The sequence below is a fragment of the Ralstonia sp. RL genome, from assembly GCF_001683835.1.
GTDB classification, from domain to species: Bacteria; Pseudomonadota; Gammaproteobacteria; order Burkholderiales; family Burkholderiaceae; genus Ralstonia; species Ralstonia mannitolilytica.
This window is the reverse complement of record NZ_LWRX01000225.1, coordinates 1-17,690: the sequence shown is the minus strand read 5'-3', so window position 1 is coordinate 17,690 and position 17,690 is coordinate 1. Positions and strand designations below refer to the sequence as shown.

The 17,690-nt window shown below is 64.9% G+C and carries 18 protein-coding genes and 1 tRNA gene; 10 read left to right on the top strand and 9 right to left on the bottom strand.

Annotated features, from left to right (window positions below; all coding sequences use genetic code 11):
* Positions 1-131: 131 nt before the first annotated feature.
* From A6M56_RS20440 to A6M56_RS20430, 3 genes are all read left to right on the top strand, one after another.
* A complete protein-coding gene (locus A6M56_RS20440; protein ID WP_286758375.1) occupies positions 132-1,130 on the top strand; it encodes a LysR family transcriptional regulator in 999 nt (332 codons plus the stop codon).
* A gap of 224 nt (positions 1,131-1,354) precedes the next feature.
* Positions 1,355-2,968: a DEAD/DEAH box helicase gene (locus tag A6M56_RS20435; protein WP_102080749.1), complete on the top strand. Its 1,614-nt coding sequence runs from the start codon at positions 1,355-1,357 to the stop codon at positions 2,966-2,968.
* Positions 2,969-2,973: 5 nt separating this feature from the next.
* Positions 2,974-4,017 (top strand): serine/threonine protein kinase, encoded by a 1,044-nt coding sequence (locus A6M56_RS20430; RefSeq protein ID WP_102080750.1) that lies wholly within the window; start codon positions 2,974-2,976, stop codon positions 4,015-4,017.
* A gap of 27 nt (positions 4,018-4,044) precedes the next feature.
* Here A6M56_RS20430 and A6M56_RS20425 read toward each other — a convergent pair whose 3' ends face one another.
* Entirely contained in the window at positions 4,045-4,941 is an 897-nt protein-coding gene (locus A6M56_RS20425) for a pirin family protein (protein ID WP_045785866.1), read from the bottom strand.
* A 149-nt stretch (positions 4,942-5,090) separates the two neighbouring features.
* Between A6M56_RS20425 and A6M56_RS20420 the strand changes: the two genes are divergently transcribed.
* From A6M56_RS20420 to A6M56_RS20410, 3 genes are all read left to right on the top strand, one after another.
* Positions 5,091-6,008, top strand: a complete 918-nt coding sequence (locus A6M56_RS20420; protein WP_062739033.1) for a LysR family transcriptional regulator — start codon at positions 5,091-5,093, stop codon at positions 6,006-6,008.
* A gap of 466 nt (positions 6,009-6,474) precedes the next feature.
* Positions 6,475-7,215 carry a response regulator transcription factor gene (locus A6M56_RS20415; RefSeq protein WP_045787765.1) on the top strand — a complete coding sequence of 247 codons (741 nt, stop codon included), beginning with the start codon at positions 6,475-6,477 and terminating at the stop codon, positions 7,213-7,215.
* A 116-nt stretch (positions 7,216-7,331) separates the two neighbouring features.
* Complete coding sequence (locus tag A6M56_RS20410) at positions 7,332-7,628, top strand: cupin domain-containing protein (RefSeq protein ID WP_045787766.1); 297 nt, start codon at positions 7,332-7,334, stop codon at positions 7,626-7,628.
* Here A6M56_RS20410 and A6M56_RS20405 read toward each other — a convergent pair.
* The 3 genes from A6M56_RS20405 to A6M56_RS20395 all read right to left on the bottom strand — a co-directional run bounded on the left by A6M56_RS20405 (position 7,612) and on the right by A6M56_RS20395 (position 9,703).
* Positions 7,612-7,752 carry a hypothetical protein gene (locus A6M56_RS20405; RefSeq protein ID WP_180964297.1) on the bottom strand — a complete coding sequence of 47 codons (141 nt, stop codon included), beginning with the start codon at positions 7,750-7,752 and terminating at the stop codon, positions 7,612-7,614. The genes A6M56_RS20410 and A6M56_RS20405 overlap by 17 nt on opposite strands.
* Before the next feature lie 20 nt (positions 7,753-7,772).
* Entirely contained in the window at positions 7,773-8,981 is a 1,209-nt protein-coding gene (locus tag A6M56_RS20400; protein WP_062739032.1) for an FAD-dependent oxidoreductase, read from the bottom strand.
* 74 nt (positions 8,982-9,055) lie between these two features.
* Positions 9,056-9,703, bottom strand: a complete 648-nt coding sequence (locus A6M56_RS20395; protein WP_045785869.1) for a TetR/AcrR family transcriptional regulator — start codon at positions 9,701-9,703, stop codon at positions 9,056-9,058.
* 94 nt (positions 9,704-9,797) lie between these two features.
* Between A6M56_RS20395 and A6M56_RS20390 the strand changes: the two genes are divergently transcribed.
* Positions 9,798-11,327 (top strand): flavin-containing monooxygenase, encoded by a 1,530-nt coding sequence (locus A6M56_RS20390; protein WP_102080751.1) that lies wholly within the window; start codon positions 9,798-9,800, stop codon positions 11,325-11,327.
* 15 nt (positions 11,328-11,342) lie between these two features.
* Positions 11,343-12,305, top strand: a complete 963-nt coding sequence (locus A6M56_RS20385) for an alpha/beta fold hydrolase (protein ID WP_102080752.1) — start codon at positions 11,343-11,345, stop codon at positions 12,303-12,305.
* Here the strand turns inward: A6M56_RS20385 and A6M56_RS20380 are convergent.
* Complete coding sequence (locus tag A6M56_RS20380) at positions 12,302-12,625, bottom strand: hypothetical protein (protein ID WP_045785872.1); 324 nt, start codon at positions 12,623-12,625, stop codon at positions 12,302-12,304. The genes A6M56_RS20385 and A6M56_RS20380 overlap by 4 nt on opposite strands.
* 435 nt (positions 12,626-13,060) lie before the next feature.
* Here A6M56_RS20380 and A6M56_RS20375 point away from each other — a divergent pair, with 435 nt between their 5' ends.
* Both A6M56_RS20375 and A6M56_RS20370 read left to right on the top strand, forming a co-directional pair.
* Complete coding sequence (locus A6M56_RS20375) at positions 13,061-13,465, top strand: hypothetical protein (protein WP_257984089.1); 405 nt, start codon at positions 13,061-13,063, stop codon at positions 13,463-13,465.
* 177 nt (positions 13,466-13,642) lie between these two features.
* Complete coding sequence (locus A6M56_RS20370) at positions 13,643-14,884, top strand: RDD family protein (RefSeq protein ID WP_102080753.1); 1,242 nt, start codon at positions 13,643-13,645, stop codon at positions 14,882-14,884.
* Positions 14,885-15,028: 144 nt separating this feature from the next.
* Here A6M56_RS20370 and A6M56_RS20365 read toward each other — a convergent pair.
* The 4 genes from A6M56_RS20365 to A6M56_RS20350 form a co-directional block, all read right to left on the bottom strand.
* Positions 15,029-15,105: transfer RNA gene (locus A6M56_RS20365), tRNA-Met, on the bottom strand.
* Between the two features lie 53 nt (positions 15,106-15,158).
* The gene (locus A6M56_RS20360; protein WP_045786038.1) at positions 15,159-16,862 is read right to left on the bottom strand and encodes an MFS transporter; all 1,704 of its coding nucleotides are present in this window, start codon (positions 16,860-16,862) and stop codon (positions 15,159-15,161) included.
* Positions 16,863-17,073: 211 nt separating this feature from the next.
* Positions 17,074-17,379 carry a DUF4212 domain-containing protein gene (locus tag A6M56_RS20355; RefSeq protein WP_102080754.1) on the bottom strand — a complete coding sequence of 102 codons (306 nt, stop codon included), beginning with the start codon at positions 17,377-17,379 and terminating at the stop codon, positions 17,074-17,076.
* Positions 17,376-17,690: sensor histidine kinase (locus tag A6M56_RS20350; protein WP_286758371.1), on the bottom strand; the 315-nt coding region annotated here is incomplete at its 5' end. The genes A6M56_RS20350 and A6M56_RS20355, both read right to left, overlap by 4 nt.

Below are 17,690 nucleotides of genomic sequence, written 5' to 3'. Positions count from 1 at the left end.
TCGCAAGTTTTTTTACTCGCCGCATCGAGGCGGCGATGCGTGTTTATTGCCGGTTGACGGGTATTAGTCAAATTCTGAATACTTATTCTTCGCATAAATTCAACTCATATTCAGAGGAACGACCGGCCATCATGGAACCGTCTGCCTTCGACCCCGCACTCGTCAGCGACCGGCTCGACTGGAACCTGCTGCGCACGTTCCTCACCATCGTCCACGAGCGCAGCATCAGCCGGGCTGCGGTGCGGCTGCACATCACCCAGCCGGCGGTGAGCCTCGCGCTACGGCGCCTGGAAGATCAGCTCGGTCACACGCTCATCGAACGGCGCGGCTCGCGCTTCCGCCTCACGCGCGCGGGCGAAGATGTGCTGCGCATTGCCACCGATGTCTACGGCAACGTCGCGCGGCTCGGCTCCGAACTCGGCGAGCCGCAGGCCGATGTAAGCGGCGTGCTGCATCTGCTGACCGTCAGCCGCATCCAATCGGGCGTGTACGACGAATGCCTCGCGGCGTTTCATCGGCATCACCCGCGCGTCGATCTGCAGGTGGACGTGATGCGCAGCGCGGACATCCTCGATGCACTGGCGCAAAAGCGCGCCGGCATTGGGCTGAGCCTGTGCCGGACGCCGGTCGAGAAGCTTGAGCGGCAACTGTTCCTGCGCCAGCGCTATGCCGTGTTCTGCGGACGGCACCACCGGTTGTTCGGGCGCACCGGGCTGTCGATCGACGACCTGCTCGGCGAGAACTTCGTCTCCTTCATGAGTGATCAGCTCGGCGATGCGCTCTCGCCGCTGGCGGTGTTTCGCGATCAGAAGGGATTCACCGGTCGTATCGTCGCCACCTCGCCGAGCCTGGACGAGATCAAGCGGCTGGTGTTCGCCGGCTACGGGATCGGCTGCTTGCCGGAACACATCGTGGCGGACGATCTCGCGCAACAGAGGCTGTGGCGCTTGCCGCCGGAGGAAGGGGTGGCGGATATCGACCTGTACTTGCTGTGGCACAAGGAGCGGCGGTTGACGCCAGCGGAGACGGCGTTTCTGGCGCACTTTCGGCGCTATATGGCCAGGTATTCGTTGGCTGAGCGGCTGGGGGATGTGGTGAATGCGCCCTTGGCGGCTTTGCGGGGGGGATGAAGGGGGGGCGGTGGTCCATCCGTGTTTCGTGCCCTGCCGGGCACGAAACACGGATGCACCACAACCCAAAAACCAACACCAACAAAACCCCCCACCCCGCATCCTGCTAAACTACGCCCCTTCTCGCAGTCCCCGGGGTCCAGTCGCCCCGTCACCTACCCAGGCTTTGTCCACGATTGGCGCACGAACGAATGCGCGGGACACGCCGGTCCAATCGCTTTTCCATGTCGTTTTCCGAACTCGGCTTGTCAGACAAGCTGGTACGTGCCGTGGCCGAACTCGGCTACGCAGAACCCACTCCGATTCAACGCCAGGCCATCCCCGCCATCCTCAGGGGCGGTGACCTGCTCGCCGGTGCACAGACCGGCACCGGCAAGACCGCCGGTTTCACGCTGCCGTTGCTGCACCGCCTGTCTGCATCGCAGCCCAACAAGGTGCAGACGCCGCAGGGCATGCGCTTCCCGATCCGTGCGCTGGTGCTGACGCCAACGCGTGAGCTTGCCGCGCAGGTGGAAGAAAGCGTGCGCGCCTATGGCAAATACCTGCCGCTGAAGTCGATGGTGATGTTCGGCGGCGTCGGCATCAACCCGCAGATCGATGCGCTCAAGCGCGGCGTCGATATCGTCGTGGCCACGCCGGGCCGTCTGCTCGACCACGTCGGCCAGCGCACCATCGACCTGTCGCACATTGAACTGCTGGTGCTGGACGAAGCCGATCGCATGCTTGACATGGGCTTCATCCACGACATCCGCAAGATCCTCAACATCCTGCCGCCGAAGCGTCAGAACCTGCTGTTCTCGGCCACGTTCTCCGACGACATTCGCGAACTGGCCGACCGTCTGCTCGACAAGCCGGCGCTGATCGAAGTCGCGCGCCGCAACACGACGGCCGAGACGGTCGAGCAGCGCATCTATCCGGTCGACCGCGAGCGCAAGCGCGAACTGCTCGCCAAGCTTGTGCGCGACAACGACTGGCACCAGGTGCTGGTCTTCACGCGCACCAAGCATGGCGCGAACCGCCTGGCCGAGCAGCTCACCCGCGACGGCATCCCCGCGCTGGCCATTCACGGCAACAAGAGCCAATCGGCACGCACGCGCGCGCTGACGGAGTTCAAGGCCGGGACGCTGCGCGTGCTGGTCGCCACCGATATCGCCGCGCGCGGCATCGACATCGACCAACTGCCGCACGTGGTCAACTTCGACCTGCCGAATGTGCCGGAAGACTACGTGCACCGTATCGGCCGCACGGGCCGCGCGGGTGCGCAGGGCGAGGCGATCTCGCTGGTCTGCGTGGACGAGCACGGCCTGCTGCGCGACATTGAGCGCCTCATCAAGCGCGAGCTGCCGCGCACCGTGCTGGAAGGCTTCGAGCCGGACCCGACGATTGCGCCGGAGCCGATTCCGAATGGGCGCAACAACGCGCGTGGCGGTCGCCCGGGCGGTGGCCGCGGCCAGCCGCGCCAAGCCGCTGGCGGCAATGCCGCGCCGCGCGAACCGCGTGCTCCGCGAGAGCCCCGCGAGCCGCGCCGTGAATCGACCGGCAGTGGCCAGGGGCAGAACCAAGGCCAAGGCCGCAATGGCGGCGCAAACCGCCAGCGCCAGGCGCAAGGTCAGCGCGACGGCCAGGCGGCACCGAAGCCGCGGGGCGGCAATGGCCAATCGCAGGCGCGCGGCCAGCGCCAAGGGCAGGCGCAAGGCAACGGGCAGGGCGGCCATCCGCGTCGTGCGCAGAGCACGCAAGCCGCGCAACCTGCACAGAAGACCGCACAGCCGGCCAAGCAGCCGTTCAACGGCCTGTTCGCCAAGGCCGCTGCATTGCTCGGCGGCCGCAAAGGCTGACGTTCATGCACGGCAGCGACGACAGCGGCCTGCCCGCATCCGCCGAAGCGCCATACGGCGGCCTGACGCCCGACAGCATCCTGGATGCGCTGGCGGAGGTCGGGCTGATGCCGGACGGCCGCATGTTCGCGCTCAATAGCTACGAAAACCGCGTGTACCAGGTCGGCGTGGAAGACGGCGCCCCGGTGGTGGTCAAGTTTTACCGGCCGGGCCGCTGGACCGACACGCAGATCGTCGAAGAGCACACCTTTACGGCGGAACTGGCGGCGGCGGAAATCCCTGTGATCGCGCCGCTGGAAATCGATGGCCGCACGCTGCACGCGTTTGGGCGCTGGCACTTCGCGATCTTCCCGCGCTGCGCCGGCCGCGTGCCCGCCATCGACCGCGACGACACGCTCGAATGGATGGGGCGCTTCCTTGGCCGCATCCACGCCGTCGGCGCGCAGCGTCCGTTCATGGCGCGGCCCGCGCTCGACATCGACACCTTCGGCGTGCAATCGCGCGACTGGCTGCTCGAACACGATTTCATCCCGTCCGATCTGCTGCCCGCCTGGCGCAGCGTCGCCGACGCCGCACTTGATGGCGTGCGCCGCTGCTACGACCGCGCGGGCGACGTCTCACTGCTGCGCCTGCACGGCGATTGCCACGCCTCCAACGTCCTCTGGATCGAAGAAGACGACGCCCGGCAAGGCGACCCGCTGCGTTCGGCCGGCCCGCACTTCGTCGACTTCGACGACAGCCGCACCGGCCCGGCCGTGCAGGATCTGTGGATGCTGCTCTCAGGCGATCGCGCATCGATGCAGTCGCAGCTGGCCAGCCTGCTCGCCGGCTACGAGGACTTCTGTGAGTTCGACACGCGCGAGCTGCATCTGGTGGAAGCGCTGCGCACGCTGCGCCTGCTGCACTACAGCGCGTGGCTGGCGCGTCGCTGGAATGATCCGGCGTTTCCTGCCGCGTTTCCGTGGTTCAACACGCAACGTTACTGGCAGGACCGGGTGCTGGAATTGCGCGAACAGATCGCGCTGCTGGACGAACCGCCGCTCTCGTGAAACCGAGCGGCGGTTTTTCTTTGAGGCTCAGGCGAACTTGCCGGCCTGGAAGTCACGCACGGCCTGGAAGATTTCTTCCTGCGTGTTCATCACGAACGGGCCGTACTGCACAATCGACTCGTTCAGCGGCTTGCCCGCGATCAGCAGCACGCGCGCCGGCGCATCGTCCGCGCGGATGTCCACGCCGTCGCTGCCTTCCGTGTTGGCCAGGATGGCCATCTGCTTGTCGTCCACACGCTGCAGGCCGGCGTTGCCCGGCGCTTGCGCATCGCCCACCATCGCGCTGCCGCGGAACACGTAGACGAACGCGTTGTGCTTTTCCGGCAGCGGCTGCGCGAACGACGCCCCGGCCGGCAGCGTGATGTCCAGATACAGCGGCTGCGTCGCTTCGCGCGTCATCGCGCCTTGTACGCCTTGCGACTCCCCGGCGATCACGCGCACGGCCACGCCGTCCTGCGTCGTGAACTCCGGAATCTCTTCGGACGGGATGTCGCGGTACCACGGCGTCGTCATCTTGTCGCGTGCGGGCAGGTTCAGCCATAGCTGGAAGCCTTCCATCACGCCGTCTTCCTGCTCGGGCATTTCGGAGTGCACGACACCGCTGCCTGCCGTCATCCACTGCACGCCGCCATGCTGCAGCAGGCCTTCGTGCCCGGCGCTGTCGCGGTGGCGCATGCGGCCCGCGATCATGTACGTCACCGTTTCGAAGCCGCGGTGCGGATGGTCGGGAAAGCCGGCCAGGTAGTCGTTCGGGTCATCGCTGCGGAATGCATCGAGCATCAGGAACGGGTCAAGCCGCCGTTGCAGGTTGTTCGTCAGCACGCGGGTGAGCTTCACGCCGGCGCCATCCGAGGTCGGCCGGCCCGTGATGATGCGCTCCACCCGACGGCCGCGCTGCACTTGGGCTTGCACGAGGGTTTCCATGTCGTTCTCCTGGGTCTGGGGATTTGTCATATCCCGAATGTAGGGTAGTTGCCCTGTTTGCACTAGTCGGTTATTGTGGGAAAAAATGTTGCTCACGGCGAGACAATGAAAACCACAAGCCGGCGGGCGCCCCAATCAGGAGGAAACCCATGGATCTGAATCAGCTGGCGCTGTTCGTGCGCGTCGTGGAGGCGGGGAGCTTCACCGCGGCGGCGGCGCGGCTCGATTTGCCGAAGTCGTCGGTCAGCCGTGGCATTGCGGCCCTCGAGCAGGATTTGAACGTTCGACTGTTACAGCGCACCACACGCACGCTGCATCTGACGGATGCGGGCCAGAGCCTGTATCAGGTGGCGTCGCACGCACTGGAAGAGATCGAACGCGCCACCACCTGCGCCGGTGAGCTCCAGGATGTGCCGCGCGGCAAAGTGCGTCTCACGTCGTCGGAAGACGTCGGGCGGTTGCTGGTGGCGCCTGTGGCCGCACGCTTCATGCAGCAGTATCCGGACATCGACCTCGACGTCGTGCTCACCCCGCGCAATGTCGACCTGGTGCAGGAGGGCTTCGACCTGGCGGTGCGTGTCGGGCGCCTGGCAGACAGCTCGCTGGTGGCCCGCCCGCTCGGCGTGCTGCGTATCGGCTTGTTCGCCTCGCCGGATTACCTGCAGCGCCGCGGCGCACCGCAGACCGTGCAAGGCCTGGCCGATCACTGCTGCCTCGACTTTCGCGGCAGCGGGCGCGGCGAAACGCAATGGCGCCTCGTCGGCCCCGATGGGCTGAAGACGGTTGCCGTGCGCGCCCGCCTGAACGCCGACAGCCTCTCGTACCTCGAGACCTTGATCGCGGCCGGCACCGGCATCGGCCCGCTGCCGTTGTATGCAAGCGCCGTGGCCCGAGCCAATGCGCCGCTGCCGCGCCTCGTGCGCGTGCTGCCCGATTACGCCACGAGCGGGGAGCCGATCCACCTCGTTACGCCGTCTGCTCGCTTCGTGCCCAAGCGCGTTCGCCTGCTGATCGACATGTTGACCGAATCGATCCGCCAGGAGCTCGAGAACGCAGATCCGACGTGATGCCCGGTTCGCCGCCCGGGGGAAGGACATGTCAAATATTGTCACGGGCGACGCGCTTGCGGGCTGCGCGAGGCATCATGTCACTCCCGTTTGCCGGACAAATACGTCGGAATCCCCTCCTTGACGTTACCCCGTGACGTTGCAGCGCGTCCCCCGGTGTGCTGCACGTGTCTGGCATACGAGACCCTTGGGTGTTTCTGATCCCGTCACATGTGAGAAACACCGCCGCCCGGACCCCGTTGTCCGGGCTTTTTTTTTCGCATCTCCCGCGCAAGACACGCTCGAAAATGGTCTGCAAGCATGTTCACAAATTGGGACTTTTCTCATGGTCCGTGGCAGACCTCGCCATGAAAATCGAAAACACGTAACACATGCAACGGATCGCGTGAAAGCACGGCGGACCGGGCGCCGGCCAGGGGCGCCGCCATTCTGGCGCGCATGTGGGCAAACTTTCATGGAACCGAACATGCGAATCGCCTTGCTCGAAGACGACCCCTTCCAAAGCGAAGTCATCGTCCAGATCCTGTCCCAATCCGACCACGAAGTCGTCACGTATACCGATGGCACCACGCTGCTGCGCATGCTCGGGCGCTGCTCGTACGACATGCTGATCCTCGACTGGCATACGCCGGGCATGCTCGGCATCGATGTGCTGAGCGTCGTACGGGGCCGTCACAAGGAGGTGCTCCCCATTCTGTTCGTGACGGCCGAGGAAGACGAAAAGAGCCTGGTGCGCGCGCTCACGCAGGGCGCTGACGATTACATCGCCAAGCCGTTCCGCATTTCTGAGCTGCGTGCGCGCGTCGATGCGCTGCTGCGTCGCGCGTATCCGATTCCGTATGGCCGCCTGCCGTTCGAGTTGGGGCCGTATCACTTCAACCCCCAGCGCCAGCAGGTCACGCTGCACGGTCAGCCCGTCGCGCTGACGGCCATCGAGTTCCAGCTTGCGCTGCTGCTGTTCTCGAACGTGGGCCGCACACTGTCGCGAGACCACATCTTTGGCCAGGTGTGGGGCCGCAACTCATCGGAATACACGCGCACGATCGACAGCCACGTCTCGCGCATCCGCATGAAGCTGAACATCGAGCCGACCAACGAAGTGCGCCTGGTGGCGGTGTACAAGCACGGCTATCGTGTGGATCACCTCAAGGCCGCGGAGGGCTTCGGCACCATGGCCGATATCGGCGTCGAGGCATACGACGCGTAGGCGCCGGCCGGTCTGGCTGTCGCGCCAGGGCGGTGCCGCAAGACGTGCGGCGCCGCCCTTGCTGTTTCTGCGGTGGCTGCTATGCTCGGCGCTTCTTCTTCCGTGCCGAGGTCGACGTGCCGCTCATCAATCTCAATGCCGTTGCCGACGCGTTGCCCCATGCATGGTCTTCCCACGTGGTGGAGCGGTTTGGCGGCGGCAACTTCAAGGTCCTGCGCATGGACGGTACGCCATACCCCGACGAAGCGCATGACTACGCCGAAGGCCTGCTCGTGCTCGACGGCGAACTGCGGCTGCGCATTGGCGGCGAGGCAGTGATGGTTTCCCCTGGAGAACTGTACGTGGTGCCCGCCGGTGTGCCGCACAGCGTCGATGCCGGCAGCGCAGGCACGCTGGTCATTCTGGACGTGTAGGCCGTACGTCGGGCGCCTCGGCGATCCGTTCGGCATCGAGCACGCAGCCGGGCGCCGCATCGATGCCGATGCGATGCTGTTCGCTGAACTGGTGCTCGGGGAGGAACGTGGGCAGCAGGCCCATGGTGACAGGGCAAAAGCTGTTCAGGCCTGCGGCTCTCCGCTGGCTGGTGAGGTGACCGGCGCTGGCGCGAAGGCCGCGTCGCGCGCGGGCGGTTCCGCAAGGCTGCGCTTCATCAACCATCTGACGCCGGGGATGCGCAGCCCGGTGGTGAACACCACGTCGCGCAACCAGCCGCCGTATTGCGCCTGGAAGCACGGTGTAAGCGCGCGGCTGAGCGTCTGGTACGCCTGCACGGTGCGCAGGCGGCGCGCGTGGTAGGCGAGGGCTCCGTCGGTCGGACCATGGGCTTGCACGCACGATGCCAATGCCAGTGCGTCCTGCACGGCCAGCGTCGTACCGAGGCCGAGCTGCGGGCTCATGGCGTGCGCGGCGTCGCCGATCACGCAATAGGGCGGTTTGGCGAGCGCGCGCGGCCACGTGTGGCGATAGACGGCAAACGGCAGGTCGTCATGCGAACCGATCTGCTCGACCATCGGCGCGGCTTGCGGCCACAGGCTCAGCACATGGGCCTTCCAGTGCGCGATGTCGGTCTGGCGCCAGGTGTGCACGGCATCGCCGGGCAGGCTCCAGAACATCGACAGGCGCGTGCGGTTGCCGTCGACGTCCGTAGGCAGCAGCCCCATCATCTCGCGCGTGCCGCGAAAGCGCTGCTGGAGCACGCGCGGGTTCCAGCCGTCGACCCAGCCCTGGAACCATAGCGTGCCCCATCGATAGGTGCTTGACGGGCCGGCCAGGCCTGCCGGCTCGCGCAATGCCGAAGCGGCGCCATCCGCAATCACGAACAGGTCGAACGCCGATTCGCCGTGCGTGTGCGCCACGCGTGCGCGCGGGCCGTCTGCTTGCAATTGTGCGATCGCGCAACCGAAGTGGAACGTGGCGCCGGCATGCAGCGCGGCGTCGTACAGCATCGACGAGAGGGCGTGTCGCGTGACGGCTCGGCCCGGCGTCTCGGCATAGTCGATGTCGAGCAGGCGCCAGCCGCGATGGCTCAGGCCGATCAGCCGGTCGATCGGCGCCCCGATGCCCTCGAGCGCGCAGCCCACGCCGAGTGCCTCGAGCGCGCGGATGCCCTGGGGCTGGATGAGCAGGCCCGCACCCATCGCTGTCAATTGCGGGTGTTTTTCGAAGACGTGCACGTCGTGTCCGTGGCGGGCAAACGCAATGGCGGCGGCCAGGCCGGCGTTACCGGCGCCGGCGATGCCGATGGACAGCGAGCGGGGTGCGGTCATGAAGGCGTGGCGGATCGTTTGCTCGAGATGATAACGATACGGCACGCACGTTAAGAAAGATCGCGCGGCGTGTGCTATGCGCCCGTCATTGCGCGCAACGTGCCGAGCAGGACTTGCCGACAGTTGCGCACCATCTTCTCTTCGGGATCGCGATAGCCGGTCAGCAGCCACGCTGCCCCGACGTTGGTCATGGCGCCCACCAGGGCCAGCCCGATGATGCGCTGGTCGGCACGCCGGTCGGCATCGTCAGGGGCGGCGGCTGGAACGTTCTCCATGATCTGCCTGCCGAATTCGAGCAGGTTGCGCTGATACGTCGCATCCGTTTCGGGGCTCACGCCCATCACTTCGAGCAGCAGCACGCGCGCCGCGCAGGGGTCCCTCAGGAACGCGAAGAATGCATGCAGGCCGGCATCGATGCGCGCTTCGAGGGTGCCGTCCACGGCGGCAGTGGCTTGCGCCACTCGGGCGCGCAGGTCGTCGGCGTGCTGCTGGTATGTCGCGCGCAGCAGGTCCTCGGTACTGTCGAAGGCGGCATAGAAATAGCGGTCGTTGAGCTTGGCTTCCTGGCAGATGGCCCGCACGGTGGCCTTGCGGAAGCCGACCGTTCCGAACACCCGTGTGGCGGCACGCATCAGCGCGTCGCGGCGCTCCGCTGCACGTGCCTCGGGCGCCACACCCGCGTATGGGCGACCTTTCCTGGGCGTTTCAAGTGTTTTCTCCATTCCGCTATTTGACAATATCGCGCGCGAAAATTAAAGTGGTGACAATGCACACCAGATTAAGGCGGAAGCCGCCGTGCCGCCAACAGGAGACCGCATGGAGCCCATTGAACAGCGCACCCGCCACCCATCTGATTCGGACACCGACCTCGACGTGCTCATCGTCGGGGCGGGCCTGTCAGGCGTGGGCGCCGCGTACCACCTGCGTGAGCGTTGCCCATGGGCGCGGTTTGCCATCCTGGAAGCGCGCGAGACGATCGGCGGCACGTGGGACTTGTTCCGCTATCCCGGCATCCGGTCTGACTCCGACATGTTCACGCTGGGCTACAGCTTCCGGCCGTGGCACAGCAACAAGGCTATCTCCGACGGCCAGACGATTCTCGATTACATCCGCGACACCGCGCGTGTGTTCGGTATCGACAAGTCGATCCGCTTCCGTCACAAGGTGACGGGTGCGAGCTGGGATTCCACCGCCGCGCGCTGGACCGTGCAGACGCTGCGCAGCGATGGCACGCGTGAGGAGCCGGTGCAGTTCACGTGCAAGTTCCTGTACATGTGCAGCGGTTATTACGACTACGAGGAAGGCCATGCGCCCACGTGGCCCGACATGGGCGCATTCCGCGGCCGCATCGTGCATCCGCAGCACTGGCCGCAGGGCCTCGATTACGCAGGCAAGCGCGTGGTGGTGATCGGCAGCGGCGCCACAGCCGTCACGCTTGTGCCCGCGATGGCCCAGACCGCCGGGCACGTGACGATGCTGCAGCGCTCGCCCACGTACATCGTGTCGCGGCCCGAGCAGGATGCCGTCGCGAATCGGCTGCGCAGGTGGCTGCCTGCGCGCCTCGCACATCGGCTCGTGCGCGCGAAGAACGTGCTGCTCACGATGTACTTCTACAGCCTCGCGCGCCGCAAGCCCCAGGCATTCAAGCACTTCATCATCCGCATGGCCGGCAAGCAGCTCGGCCCGGAATTCGACGTACGCAAGCACCTCACGCCGCGCTACAACCCGTGGGACCAGCGCCTGTGCCTCGTCCCGGACGGCGATCTGTTCAAGACGATCCGCGCCGGCAAGGCGTCGATCGCCACTGATGAAATCGCCCGCTTCACTCCCGCCGGCCTGCAGCTCAAGAGCGGCGAGCATCTCGATGCAGACGTGGTCGTCACGGCCACGGGGCTCAAGCTGAAGGTGCTGGGCGGGGCGTCCATCAGCGTCGACGGACGTGCGGTGAACCTGGCTGACACGGTGTCGTACAAGGGCATGATGTACAGCGGCGTGCCGAACCTGGCGTCGTCGTTCGGCTACACCAACGCGTCGTGGACGCTCAAGGCCGAGCTGATCGCGCAGTACGTGTGCCGGCTGCTGAACCACATGCGCTCGGGCGGCTTCGACACCTGCATGCCGCGGCTGGACGATGAGGCCATGGGCCGCGAACCGGCCGTCGATCTGACGTCGGGCTATATCCAGCGTGCTGCCAGCATCCTGCCAAAGCAGGGCACGAAGCAGCCGTGGAAGTCGTATCAGAATTACGCGCGTGACCTGATGATGCTGAAGTTCGGCTCGCTGGCCGACAGCGCCATGCAGTTCGAGCGCCGCGCGCAACCGATGGGCGCGGCACAAGCCGCTTAACGTCACGGGGGCATCGTGATCCAGACCGTCCTGATTGCCGTCGCGCTCGTGATCGCAGCGCCGGTGGCGTTCACCTTTGTCATCGCACGTCGCGTAACCAAGGCGTTTCCGCCCGAAGGCAAGTTCATCGATATCGGGGCCGACCGCGTACACTACACCGACCGCGGCCAGGGTCCTGCCATCGTGTTCGTGCATGGCCTATGCGGAAACCTGCGCAACTTCGCCTACCTCGATCTGGAGCGGCTGGCGCAATCGCACCGCGTGATCGTGATCGACCGGCCCGGCTCCGGACGCTCGCTGCGCGGGGCGGCGTCGACGGCGAACATATACGCGCAGGCACGCACAGTCGCTCAGTGCATCCAAAAACTGGGCCTCGACCAACCGGTGCTGGTCGGGCACTCGCTGGGCGGTGCGATCGCGCTGGCGGTGGGGCTGAATCATCCGCAGTCGGTTCGTCGGCTTGCGCTTATTGCGCCGCTCACGCACAACGAGCACGCGCCGCCCGGTGCGTTCAAGGGCTTGGCGTTGACGTCGCCGCTGGCGCGCAGGCTGGTGTCGTGGACGCTGGCCGTTCCGCTGTCGATCCTCAACTCGCGCAAGGCGATTGCAGCCGTGTTTGCGCCCGAGGCCATGCCGGAGGATTTCCCGTTCAAGGGCGGCGGCCTGCTGGGGCTGCGTCCGCACGTGTTCTATGCGGCATCGTCGGATCTCGTGGCCGCGCCGGAAGACCTGCCCGACATGGAACGCCGCTATGCCTCGATGACGGTGCCCGTCGACGTGCTGTACGGCCGGGGCGACCGCATCCTGAACGTCAAGCGCCAGGGCGAAGCGCTCAAGCAGAAGCTCGAGCGCGTGAACCTGCGGGTGGTGGACGGCGGGCACATGCTGCCCGTGACGCAGCCCGCGCTGACGACGGACTGGATACTCGGTGTGGCCGCCGCGGTGCCCATACAAGCCGAGGCCGCCGCGTCAGCCTAGCCGCGCCGCACCCAGATCACCTTGCCGCCCTGGATGCCCAGGTTGCGGCGCTCCTCGCGGTAGTCCATCGTGCCGGGCAGCGCCTCGCCGTCGCGCTCGCTCACGCGCCACAGGCAGCCGGCCAGCAGCGCGGTCGCCGCCTGTTCCGATTTGCCGATCAGTGCATCGTCCGAGAACGGGGCGCGGCAGCTGCTGCCCGGTTGGGCCTGGCTGGCCGTGGGGGCGTCCTTTGCGTTCTGCGCGGGGCCCGAGGCTGCCGTCGTGCAGGCCGTGATGCCGGCGGCGGCAAGGGTGGTGACCAGCGTTGCGAACCGCATCATGCGACCTCCATTCGGTAGTGTTCCTCGCACGCTGAAGTATCGGCGCGGCCATGCCCGCCCGCCAGACTGCGCGTGGGCCTGCCAGAGCACATCGGAGGCCAGGACACGGAGGGGAGAGACATTGCCGATACGGCAGCAGAAAAGCAAAAAGCCCTGCTGAAGCAGGGCTTTCTGGTATTTGGTGGCGAATCAGGGGCAAACAGAAAATATGTCGAAGTAAGTTGCTAGCAGGTCGGAATTCGCGACGACTACGCGCCTGCGCGCGAGGGCGGAAACATTGCGGTCCATGAAAGAGCTTAGCCGCCAAAGTAGTGAAGAATAGTCAAGCGGGGCCGCCTAGCTTTGAAAACAATCAAAGGAAATCGAGGAGGGCTTGCCGCGTTGCAACGCCATCGCCTCGTGATATTTTCACTGAGGCTATCTGGGGAGAGGGGCATGAAAACGTTATTCCTGAGCGGAGCCGTTGCGCTGGTGCTGCAGGGCTGTGCAACGTACAACATCGATTTGATGCCTCGCGGTCCAGGGCCACTAGCTCGCGGTACAGCCAAGCAGGTCGACAAGTCTGTCGCCATCACACTGGGTGAAGAAACATATAGTGGGCACTATGTGTACGTACAAGGCGGCTCGTTCAGCCTTGGTACCGCTTTCGGCGGGGGGCAAGTTGCGACAGGAAACGCCGTGGGTGTGAGCGCCGTCGGAAATGGCAACGTGTTAGCGCAGTCAGCCTCCGGCCACAATCTGCGTTGCGTTTTCACCTTCAGCGGGTGGACACAGCAGGGTACGGGCGCGTGCCTGACGGATGCTGGCGTCGTGTATGACATGCAGATTAGCCGCGATTAGTGACTAGCCCTGCTGACCTCTCCTACGTTAGAGAAGAGTCATGTAGCCCTATGGGGCTGTCCGACTTCTCGCAGCCCTGGGGAATTCGGCCGCCAATGGCATCTACAATGCCGATTGGCAGTGGCCTTCTGCACGGTATAACCTCTGGCTAAACAATACCTGCCAGGGGAGAGCGCGATGGCCGAATGGTGGCACCAGAAGGGAGGCGCTAGAGTCGGGCCGCTCAACAAGGACCAACTGAGGGAGTCTCTGATAAGCGGCGCCATCGCCCCTACCACCTTAGTGTGGACGGAGGGCATGGCTAAATGGACTCCGCTTGGCGAAGTAGATGCGCTGCAAGATGTTTGTCATGCCGTTCCTCCGCCGCTGCCCACGCCTGAGGTTTCAGCGGTTTTGTCGGACACGCTAGCTAGTCCATGGCGCCGATTCTTCGCCCGCATATTTGACGTCTGGTGGGAACTTCTCACCGTGTCTTTCGTTATCTCCTGGGTACTAAGTACGACTTCAAGCGCCTTCGTGGCATGGTCCCAGGACCCCGTCAGTAGCCAGTTATTCACCATCGCATGTTTGCCCGTTGCGATGCTGCTGGATGCTCTGGTCTATCGCGCGTTCGGTAATACGCCTGGCAAGGCGTTACTCAAAGTGAAGGTTAGGACCATAAGGGGCGAGACGCTCGCCTTTGGCGCTTATGTACGGAGAAATTTTGGGCTTTGGGTGAAGGGCTTGGCGCTCGGAATACCGTTGGTGAACCTGTTCACCATGGCTGCGCAACATAGCCGGATTAAGCGCCACGAGCCAACGTCCTATGACGAGGGAACCGACTATCGGGTTTGCTCTAGGCCGATTGGCGCAGCTTCATATATCGCGTTTGCGGTCCTGTTCTTCGGCCTGCTTCTGGTGATGAGCTATCTCAAGACTGTCGAGCGGGAGAGAGATAGTCAACAGGTGGCGGCCCAGGCGGCCCCGTGGTTCACGTGGCAAAACCCGATTACCCATACGACCGTCAACCTCAGCAGTCGCTGGACATACAAGGCGCAGCAGAACGAGCAAGGCCGGCCTCTGATGACCTTCAACGAGCTATCCGATAAGGCTGTAGTAGTGATGGCTGATGAGGTTGTTCCGGGCGCAGACATCCATTCTTACGTGAAGGCGTTCCAGCAGGGCAATGTGGGGCGAATGGCGTTTGACGACGGTGGCATATCTTCCGCATATGGGGGGCTGCCGGCCTGGGTCCTAACGGGGCACATGTCCGAGAGCGCCGCCAGCCGTGTGCGCGTGGAAGTGATTCAACAGGGCAACCGGTTCTGGCGCATCGTGAGTCTTCAGGTGCGTCCCTATGAATACACTCAGCAGGCGGTGGACGAGCTACAGCAGACGCTGCGGAGTTCCATTACCACAGGAACAGGCTCAGGGACGTAGCGTGAATCGAGACGTTCAATGAACCGGTTCACTGAGCTACAGCGGGCCGGCATTTATTGACGCAATCCGCTTACAGGGCGGTTACACGGCTCGCAGAAAAGCAAAAGGGTTTGCAAGCGCTAACCTGCAAACCCTTCTGGTATTTGGTGGCGAATCAGGGACTCGAACCCCGGACCTGCGGATTATGATTCCGTCGCTCTAACCGACTGAGCTAATTCGCCGAAGAAGCGGGATTGTACCGTCTTCGGCGAGGTTGTCAAGCCCCTGATTGCGCTCAGTCGTTGCGATAGATATCCACGTCCTTGGTTTCCCGCACGAACAGCGCACCGATCACGAACGTGATGGCCGCAATCCAGATCGGGTACCACAGCCCGTGGTAGATGTTGCCGTTCTGGGCCACGAGGGCGAACGAGATGGTCGGCAGCAGGCCCCCGAACCAGCCGTTGCCGATGTGATACGGCAGCGACATCGACGAGTACCGGATGCGCGTCGGGAACATCTCCACCAGCATCGCCGCGATCGGGCCGTAGACCATGGTCACATAGATCACCAGGATCACCAGGATCACCAGCACCATGACCGTGTTCATCTGCGCCGGATCGGCCTTGCTCGGATAGTTCGCGGCCTTGAGCGATTCCGCCACCTGCTTCTTGAAGTCGGCGATCTTGGCCTTGCTTTCGGCGTCGAAGCTCTGGCCGTCAGCCGTGCGGCCGGCGTTGAGCGAGGCGATCTCCTTACCGGCGATCGTCACCGTGGCGACCGTACCGGCCGGGGCTTCTTCCGTCTCATAGCTGGCCGAAGACTGCGCCAGCGTGCGCTTGGCGATGTCGCACGACGAGCGGAAATCGACTTCCCGCGCGATTGGGCTGCCCTGGAACGAGCACTCCTTCGGATCAGCCTTCACGACGATCTGCGCCGTTTGCTGGGCACGCTCCAGCGCTGGGTTGGCGTAGTGCGTGAGCGCCTTGAACAGCGGGAAGTACGTCAGCACCGCCAGCAGGCAGCCGGCCATGATGATCCACTTGCGGCCGATGCGGTCGGACAGCGCGCCGAAGAACACGAAGAACGGCGTGCCGATGGCCAGCGCCACGGCAATCAGCACATTGGCCGTGAACGCGTCGACCTTCAGCACCTGCGTGAGGAAGAACAGCGCGTAGAACTGGCCCGTGTACCACACCACGGCCTGGCCGGCGGTCAGGCCGACGAGCGCCAGGATCACGATCTTCAGGTTGCGCCATTGGCCGAAGGCTTCCGTCAGCGGGGCCTTGGAGGTCTTGCCCTCCGCCTTCATCTTCTGGAATGCCGGCGACTCGCTCATCGACAGGCGGATGTACACCGAGGTGGCGAGCAGCAGGATCGACACCAGGAACGGGATACGCCAGCCCCAGTCGTCGAAGGCCTTGCCGGTCAGTTCGCGCACCACCAGGATGACGATTAGCGAGAGGAACAGGCCCAGCGTGGCGGTCGTCTGGATCCACGACGTGTAGGCGCCGCGGCGGCCGTGCGGGGCGTGTTCGGCGACATACGTGGCGGCACCGCCGTACTCCCCGCCGAGCGCAAGGCCCTGCAGCAGACGCAGCGCGATCAGAATGATCGGCGCGGATACGCCGATCGTGCCGTAGGACGGCAGCAGGCCGACGATGAACGTCGACGTGCCCATGATGACGATGGTGACCAGGAACGTGTACTTGCGCCCGATCATGTCGCCCAGGCGGCCGAACACCAGCGCGCCGAACGGGCGCACCAGGAAGCCCGCGGCAAAGGCGAGCAGTGCAAAGATGAAACCCGCCGTCGGATCCAGTCCCGAGAAGAACTGCTTGGCGATGATGGCCGCAAGCGACCCATAGAGATAGAAGTCGTACCACTCGAACACCGTCCCCAGCGACGAGGCGAAGATGACCTTCTTCTCCTCCTTCGTCATGGGTGCGGGCTGCACACGCCCGACGGGCGCGTTCGGTGCACTCTGCACGGTTGCCATGTTGTCTCCTGTTTTCATAGGTCGTCCCGCTGGGCATGGACATGACAACGCAACACAGTCGCCCGCGGAATTGTGAACGATTGTGGGAAGCGAAACTTACTGCGTTCTGACATGCACCCCCAGCGAACGCAGCAATTTCATCGGGGTATACGCGAGGCTGCGGCGCTTGCGTGCGCCAGCCAGTGCAACCAGCCAGGGCTGCTTCAGCGCGTCAAATGGAAGGTGGGGGAGGCGGCGCATAGGCGTCGTGCTGCGGCGCCTCGGTATCTTGCGCTGCAGCATCGGCGGCGCGGTTGGTGCGCCACGCGTACAGCACTGTGATCAGCACATAGACGACGGGCGCCCCCTGGCCCGCGACCCAGTAGGCGAAGGGCCAATCGAAGAAGCGCATGGTGAGGTCGCGCGCGAAGAACGCCACGACGTAAGTCACCACAAACCAGATCGCCAGCAGCGCGGCAACCCAGCGCATGTTCGCCATCCAGCGTCGGCGCGCGGGGGTTCCGGGCGTGATGCTCATGCGGCGGGCTCCTCGCCCGGCGCGCAGCGATGCAGCGTGATGCGAAAGCGCGCGCCCGCCAGCCGTGGCGCGCTCTGATAGACGTTGTCCAGCACCTCGATGTCGCCGCCGTGCTGCTGGACGATCTCGCGCACGATGGCCAGACCCAGGCCGCTGCCTTCGGCCTGCGTGCCCAGGATGCGATAGAAGCGCTGCATCACGCGTTCGCGCTCGGCCACCGGGATGCCCGGGCCCGTGTCGTCCACGTCGATGAAGACGAACGGCTCGAACGGCGCGGTGGTGACGCGCACCGTCACGCGGCCGCCGTCGGG